This window comes from Streptomyces phytophilus (genome assembly GCF_013870535.1).
In the GTDB taxonomy this organism is placed as follows: domain Bacteria; phylum Actinomycetota; class Actinomycetes; order Streptomycetales; family Streptomycetaceae; genus Streptomyces; species Streptomyces phytophilus.
The window spans coordinates 1-7206 of record NZ_JACBXC010000200.1; the positions used below are offsets into that span (position 1 = coordinate 1).

Sequence of the window (7206 nt, forward strand, 5' to 3'; positions counted from 1 at the left end):
AGCTGCCAGCGGCTCAGATGACGGGTGTCCCCGAGGAAGAAGCCGTCCGGCCGGGCCTCCCGGTCCCCGGTGACGTCCCCGGAGCGGGTCACCGCGGCGAACGCCCCGCCGTGGAAGAGAAGCCGGTGTTCCGCGCCGCTCATGCGAGCGCCTCCCTCAGCGAGGTGTCATCGCGTCATTACGTCTGGTTGGCACGCAAAACTAGCGCGCTGCTGTCGGGTCGACAAGCAGAACCGGGGGCGCACGCACGCATGTTGCGGGAGCACGGCCCGCGTACTCCCGGTTCCGGTCGACTCGTACCGCGTCCAAGGGGCGCACCCTGTCCGCATGGTGAGATTTCCCGCACCCGATCGCGTGATTCTCCCCACGCCTGATAAGGCTTGCGCTCAAACGAGCGCTCAAATGTGGACGCTACCTCTCGTATGCGCGGCACTGAGTGCCACGCACATCCCTTCATCTCTCGAAGCCACAACTGCGTTCCGTAACGCGGATGACCCGCCCGGCTTGCCGATGCCCGCCCGTCCGGGATCGTCGTTAAGAGAAGTGAAGAAGGGGCGCGGCTCCCGGTCGCCAGCAGGATCCCAGGTGTGAGGGCCGAACCCCCTCGTGATCGTCTACGCCTCATCCCCTGGAGCCTTCGATCTGGGTATGTTCCTCGCCGTCAGGGCAGCTCCCCCCGCCAGGGGTCCCACACGAGGAGTCGATCCCGTGCCGGAAACGAAGCCGGATCAGCCGGATAAGAAGCAGGCAGCGAAGAAGTCCCCGGGGAAAGGGGCTCCGTCCGCGGCGAAGGCGTCCGCGAAGGCGGAAGCGGTCAAGTTCGTCTACGACTTCCACGAGGGCAACAAGGACCTCAAGGACCTCCTCGGCGGCAAGGGCGCCAACCTCGCCGAGATGACCAACCTCGGCCTGCCCGTCCCGCCGGGCTTCACCATCACCACCGAAGCCTGCAAGGTCTACCTCGCCAGCGGCGCCGAACCCCCCGCCCTGCGCGACGAGGTCGGCGCCCACCTCGACGCCCTCGAACGGCGCATGGGCAAGAAGCTCGGCCAGGCCGACGACCCGCTGCTGGTCTCCGTACGCTCCGGCGCCAAGTTCTCCATGCCCGGCATGATGGACACCGTCCTCAACATCGGCCTCACCGACGCCTGCCTGCCCGGGCTCGCCGCCCAGGCCGGCGACGAGCGGTTCGCCTGGGACTCCTACCGCCGCCTCATCCAGATGTTCGGCAACACCGTCCAGGGCATCGACGGCGAGCTGTTCGAGACCGCGCTGGAGGACGCCAAGCACGCCAAGGGCGTCGCCACCGACGTCGAACTGGACGCCGCCGACCTCGAAGCCCTCGTCGGCACGTTCAAGGACATCGTCGCGAAGGAGACCGGCCGGCCCTTCCCGCAGGACCCGCGCGAGCAGATGGACCTGGCCGTACGGGCCGTCTTCGACAGCTGGAACGGCGAGCGCGCCAAGCTCTACCGCCGCCAGGAGCGCATCGCCGGCGACCTCGGCACCGCCGTCAACATCTGCTCCATGGTCTTCGGCAACCTCGGCCCCGACTCCGGCACCGGCGTCGCCTTCACCCGCGACCCCGCCAGCGGCCAGCAGGGCGTCTACGGCGACTACCTGCAGAACGCGCAGGGCGAGGACGTCGTCGCCGGCATCCGCAACACCGTGCCGCTCGCGAAGCTCCAGGACCTCGACGAGGCGTCGTACGACGAGCTGATGCGGATCATGGAGACGCTGGAGACGCACTACCGCGACCTGTGCGACATCGAGTTCACCATCGAGCGCGGCAAGCTGTGGATGCTCCAGACCCGGGTCGGCAAGCGCACCGCGGCGGCGGCGTTCCGGATCGCCGTGCAACTCGTCGACCAGGGGCTGATCACCGAGGCCGAGGCGCTGCAGCGCGTCAACGGGGCGCAGCTGGCGCAGCTGATGTTCCCCAGGTTCGACAACGGCCACAAGGGCGAACGGCTGGCCCGCGGCATCGCCGCCTCGCCGGGCGCCGCCGTCGGCAAGGCGGTCTTCGACTCGTACACCGCCGTGAAGTGGTCGCGCTCCGGCGAGAAGGTCATCCTCATCCGCCGCGAGACCAACCCCGACGACCTCGACGGCATGATCGCCGCCGAGGGCATCCTCACCTCCCGCGGCGGCAAGACCTCGCACGCCGCCGTCGTCGCCCGCGGCATGGGCAAGACGTGCGTGTGCGGCGCGGAGGAGCTGGAGGTCGACACCAAGCGGCGCCAGCTGACCGCGCCCGGCGGCGAGGTCATCGACGAGGGCGACGTCGTGTCCATCGACGGCTCCAGCGGCAAGGTCTACCGCGGCCGGGTGCCGGTCGTGCCGTCGCCGGTCGTGGAGTACTTCGAGGGCCGCATGCACGCCGGCGCCGAGGACGCCGACGAACTCGTCGTCGCCGTCCACCGCCTCATGTCGTACGCCGACCGCATCCGCCGGCTGCGCGTGCGCGCCAACGCCGACAACTTCGACGACGCCGCCCGCGCCCGCCGCTTCGGCGCGCAGGGCATCGGGCTGTGCCGCACCGAGCACATGTTCCTCGGCGAGCGGCGCGAGCTGGTCGAGCGGCTGATCCTCGCCGACACCGAGGAGGAGCGGGAGGCGGCCCTGACGGAGCTGCTGCCGCTCCAGCAGCGGGACTTCGTGCAGCTCTTCGAGGTGATGGACGGCCTGCCCGTCACGGTGCGGCTCCTCGACCCGCCGCTGCACGAATTCCTGCCGGACATCACCGAGCTGTCGGTACGGGTCGCGCTCGCCGAGTCGCGCAAGGACCACAACGAGAACGACCTGCGCCTCCTCCAGGCCGTCCACCGGCTGCACGAGCAGAACCCGATGCTGGGCCTGCGCGGCGTACGCCTCGGGCTGGTGATCCCGGGGCTGTTCACGATGCAGGTACGGGCCATCGCGGAGGCCGCGGCGCAGCGCCTGGAGGCGAAGGGCGACCCGCGGGCGGAGATCATGATCCCGCTGGTGGGCACGGTGCAGGAACTGGAGCTGGTACGCGACGAGGCCGAAGCCGTCATCGCGGAGGTCCAGGCGGCGCGGGGCCTGGAGCTGAAACTGACGCTCGGCACGATGATCGAGCTGCCGCGGGCCGCGCTGACGGCCGGTCAGATCGCGGAGTCCGCGGACTTCTTCTCGTTCGGCACAAACGACCTGACCCAGACCGTGTGGGGCTTCTCACGCGACGACGTGGAGGCGAGCTTCTTCACCGCGTACCTGGAGAAGGGCATCTTCGGCGTCTCCCCGTTCGAGACGATCGACAAGGACGGCGTCGGCGCGCTGGTCCGCGACGCGGCGAAGGCGGGGCGCGCGACGCGGCCGGACCTGAAGCTGGGCGTGTGCGGCGAGCACGGCGGCGACCCGGAGTCGGTGCACTTCTTCCACGACGTGGGTCTCGACTACGTCTCGTGCAGCCCGTTCCGCATCCCGGTGGCCCGGCTGGAGGCGGCACGGGCGGCGGCACAGCCGGCGCAGGACGGGACCGCCCGCAAGGGGGCGGCGCAGAACAGGACTGCCACGAAGGGCACTTCACCGGCCGCAGCTGCCACCAACGGAACCTCCCCGAACGGCGGCAGGGCCCACGCCACCAAGCCCGCCCCCCACGGCCGCAAACCCCAACCCGCCACCTGAACCCCCGGCCACCGTCGGCGTTGCCCTGACCCTCACCCGACGGCAGACCGGTTCCGGAGGGGCGGCGCCCGTGCGGGGGCGCCGCCCCTCGCCGGCGTCGACCCGAACGAGCCGGTGCCGTTCGCGCTGACGGCCGTTGCCGGGATACGTGCTGTGGGCCGGTTTCGGGCCGGGGCGGTGGCTAAGTCTCTGGCGGGCGGCTGTAGCTGTCGATGACAGTTTTTGTCGTCGAGGCGTCCTGGAAGACGAGTTCCCACGGGCCGGTGTTGACGTCCATCTCTTTGCCGAAGCCCACCCACTTGCCTGCCATGCGGCGGCCGGTGGGTTCGACGAGCAACTGCAGTACGCCGTGGTAGCGGGCGCCCCGGTAGTAGCCGTCCGAGGCAGTCTGCTCTGTCCAGGTGCCCGTGATGACGCTGCCATCGACGGTGAGGTCCAGCGTCAGCGGCGACTCGGGGTTCAGAGAGGCATTCGGCAGGCTGCGGCCGGTGAGGACGTTGCCGTGTTGGATGAGCACCACGAAGTGGGCGCCGGTGAACGACTCTCCGCGGCCGGAGGAGAAGAACTCGTATCGGCTCAGCCAGATACCGGCGTAGTTCGTCGCCGGGGCCGTTCGCGGTGCGGTGGCCCTGCCCCCGGCCGGAATGCCGGTGGGTGAGTCCTCAAGGTCGTGACCGCCGTGGCCGTCGTCGGCGACGCGGGCTTGGGGGACGGTGAAGCCGAGCGTGGCCAGCGGCAGGCCCGTGACGGCCTCCAGCGCGCGGGCGTAGGCCGGGTGGGGGGCAGTGACCGTGCCCGCCTCCCAGCGCTGGATCAGGCGTTTGTTCGCGCTGTTGGGCCGGCCGATGCGTTCGCCGGCCGCGCGTACGGCGCGGGCCAGGTCGTCCTGCGACATCTGCAGCGAGAGCCGGGCGGCCTGCAGCGCGCTGTTGGGTGTAGCCATACCGATCACCGTAGCCATGGTCGTGCCGGAACGACACCTAAATGACGCCGCCTGTGTCGTCGGAATGTCGCCTGCAACGACGCCGCGGGAGGCGACGTTTCGACGTCATTCTGTCCGGGTGGCAGAACGTACCAGTACCCGGCAGACCCCGCGGCCCGAAATCCCCCGGCTCACGCTGCGCGTGTCCCGCGACAGCGGCAGGACGTGGCAACCGGAGAGACGCTTCTTCACCCGCGACTGCGACCCGCCGCTGCTCAACGGCACCTACCCGCCTTGCCGGTGCCCCCGCTGCCGCGGAGGGCGGGGGGCGTGAGCGCCAGTGCGGGGAACGCACCCGGCCGGCGGACCCGCGCCACAGCTGAGGAGACCGCCATGAGCACTGCCCCTCTCCGGTTCGCCTGGTTAGAGATCACCGGCCGCTGCAACGAGTCGTGCGGCCACTGCTACGCGGACAGCAGTCCGCAGGGCACACACGGATCCATGACCGTGTCCGACTGGGAACGCACGATCCGGCAACTCGCCGAGCTAGGCGCCCGCGACGTCCAGTTCATCGGCGGAGAACCCACCCTTTACCCGTACATCGGCCGCCTCATCACCTACGCCCGCGCGCAGGGCCTGGCCGTCGAGATGTTCTCGAACCTCGTCGCCGTCCGCGACGAGTTGTGGCGCACCATCCGCGACTGCGGCGTCAAGCTCGCGACTTCGTACTACTCCGACCGCGCGGCCGAGCATGACCGCGTGACCAAGCTGCCCGGATCGCACCGGCGCACCCGGGCGAACATCGAGAAGGCGCTGCGCCTCGGCGTCCCCGTCCGCGGGGGCGTCGTCGCCGTGCGCCGGGACCAGCGGGTGCAGCAGGCCGCGGCCGACCTCACGGGCCTCGGTGTCGACACGGTCGGCGGCGACCGCACCAGGGCGTTCGGCCGGGGCAGCGACGGGGCCGCGCCGACGGTCTCCGACCTGTGCGGGCACTGCGCGCACGAGAAGGTGGCGATAGGCCCTGACGGCGGCGTGTGGCCGTGCGTCCTGGGCCGCTTCCTCGTCGCCGGCAACGTCAGGCGCACCGCGCTGGCCGACATCTGGAACGGACCGCGGATGGCCGCGGTCGGCCGCGAGATCGAGGACGCGCACGGGCCTGGCGCAGCATCGTGTACGCCCCCGCAGTTCCTTCCCATGTGCGGCCCGTGCGGGCCGTGCGTCCCGTCCGTGGGGCACTGCGACCCGCGGGCCGCGGATAGCATCGCCTCTCCGGGAGGACCACACACGGGCGGGAGCACGCGATGACGGACCACGGGGACGACGCCGGCCAGTGGCCCGAGGCCGACGCCGGCGCGGCAGTCCGGACGGACGAGGAGTGGGCGCGGATCGCCGGCTACGTCCGCCACTCCGCGAACAAGCTGGGACCCGACCTGCCACTGTGCCTCCCCGGGGAGCCCAACGAGTGCGGCCGGCGGCCGCAGCAGCACGTGCTCGCCTGGGCCGCGGAGCTGAAGGCGCGGGCCCACCACCTGATCGAGACGTCCGCACCGGACGAGGCCCGGGGAGCACATGCGGCAGGCCCTCTGTACCGGCGGCGGGTGGCGGAGCTGCGCGAGCGGTCCTGACGCCGGCAGAGGATGGCCCGGGCGCGCTCCCGGCGCGTGCCCGTGGCGCCACCCCTCGTGCCGGGTTCAGGCGAGCCAGGCGCGGTAGTGGGTGGGGGCGATGCGGGCGTCGGGTGGGGGGAGGAGGGCGTTGTCCGGGGCCGCGGCGAACATGCCGGCGGTGGCGTCGGTGACCACCGAGCGTCCGTCGGGGTGGGCTGCCAGGGTGATCCGGCCGAGTTCGTCGAGGGGGAAGACGTCCGGTCCCGCGATGTTCAGCGTGCCGTTCAGGGGGCTGCCGGCGGCGACGCCGGCGACCGCGTCGGAGACGTCCCGGGCGGCGATCGGCTGGATCGGGGTGGCGGGGAGGCGGACGGTGTCCCCCTCGGTGGTCATGGCCAGGGTCGGCTGCATGAACTCCATGAACTGGGTGGCGCGGACGACGGAGTACGGGATCGGGCCGGCCTTGAGGATGTCCTCCTGGAGCGTCTTGGCCCGGTAGTAGTCCAGGTCCGGCACCAGGTCGACGCCGACGATCGACAGGATCACGGCGTGCCCCACCCCGGCTTCCGCGCTCGCGGCCAGGATGTTGTCCATCGAGGTCCGGAAGAACGCCGGGGAGGCGTCGTCGAAGGTCGGTGAGTTCGTCAGGTTGAGGACGGTCTCGGCGCCGGCCACCGCCTGCGCCAGGCCCTCGCCGGTGAGCACGTCGACGCCCGTGGACGGCGCGTGCGGCACGGCCTCGTGTCCGGCGGCGGCGAGCTTCTCGACGACCTGCGACCCGATCAGGCCGGTACCGCCGATGACTGCGATCTTCATGGACCACCTTCCGTCGAGCATGCGACAGCCCGCCCGGAGCGGTTGCGCGCACGGGCGCGGAACGGATACCCCCGAATCACCGTATACGCGCCGGATTCCGCCCGCCTGTCGAGCGGGGCGCCGCCCCTCGCCCCCGCTGCCGGGCGCACGCGGGTTCGTTACGCTGTCGCTCGCGCTATCGGGGCCGCGGGTGGCGGTCCGGGACCAGGCGAG

General features: G+C 71.3%; 6 protein-coding genes. 3 read left to right on the plus strand and 3 right to left on the minus strand.

All coding sequences use genetic code 11. From position 1 onward, the window contains the following. On the minus strand, positions 1 to 143 hold a 143-nt coding region (locus H5J30_RS12315), incomplete at its 3' end, for a glycogen debranching N-terminal domain-containing protein (RefSeq protein ID WP_181787475.1). A 565-nt stretch (positions 144 to 708) separates the two neighbouring features. On the opposite strand from H5J30_RS12315, the gene ppdK reads away from it, so the two are divergent. Beyond that, positions 709 to 3648, plus strand: a complete 2940-nt coding sequence (gene ppdK / locus H5J30_RS12320) for a pyruvate, phosphate dikinase (protein WP_181787476.1) — start codon at positions 709 to 711, stop codon at positions 3646 to 3648. Positions 3649 to 3829: 181 nt separating this feature from the next. Here ppdK and H5J30_RS12325 read toward each other — a convergent pair whose 3' ends face one another. Next, the gene (locus tag H5J30_RS12325; RefSeq protein ID WP_181787477.1) at positions 3830 to 4591 is read right to left on the minus strand and encodes a helix-turn-helix domain-containing protein; all 762 of its coding nucleotides are present in this window, start codon (positions 4589 to 4591) and stop codon (positions 3830 to 3832) included. Between the two features lie 372 nt (positions 4592 to 4963). Between H5J30_RS12325 and H5J30_RS12330 the strand changes: the two genes are divergently transcribed. Together H5J30_RS12330 and H5J30_RS12335 are read left to right on the plus strand one after the other, a co-directional pair. Further along, on the plus strand, positions 4964 to 5875 hold the full coding sequence (locus H5J30_RS12330) for a radical SAM/SPASM domain-containing protein (RefSeq protein WP_181787478.1): 912 nt from the start codon (positions 4964 to 4966) through the stop codon (positions 5873 to 5875). Further along, positions 5872 to 6195 carry a hypothetical protein gene (locus H5J30_RS12335; protein ID WP_181787479.1) on the plus strand — a complete coding sequence of 108 codons (324 nt, stop codon included), beginning with the start codon at positions 5872 to 5874 and terminating at the stop codon, positions 6193 to 6195. Before H5J30_RS12330 ends, H5J30_RS12335 begins: the two co-directional genes overlap by 4 nt. Before the next feature lie 66 nt (positions 6196 to 6261). Here the strand turns inward: H5J30_RS12335 and H5J30_RS12340 are convergent, their stop codons facing one another. Then, the gene (locus H5J30_RS12340) at positions 6262 to 6993 is read right to left on the minus strand and encodes an SDR family oxidoreductase (RefSeq protein WP_181787480.1); all 732 of its coding nucleotides are present in this window, start codon (positions 6991 to 6993) and stop codon (positions 6262 to 6264) included. Positions 6994 to 7206 lie beyond the last annotated feature (213 nt).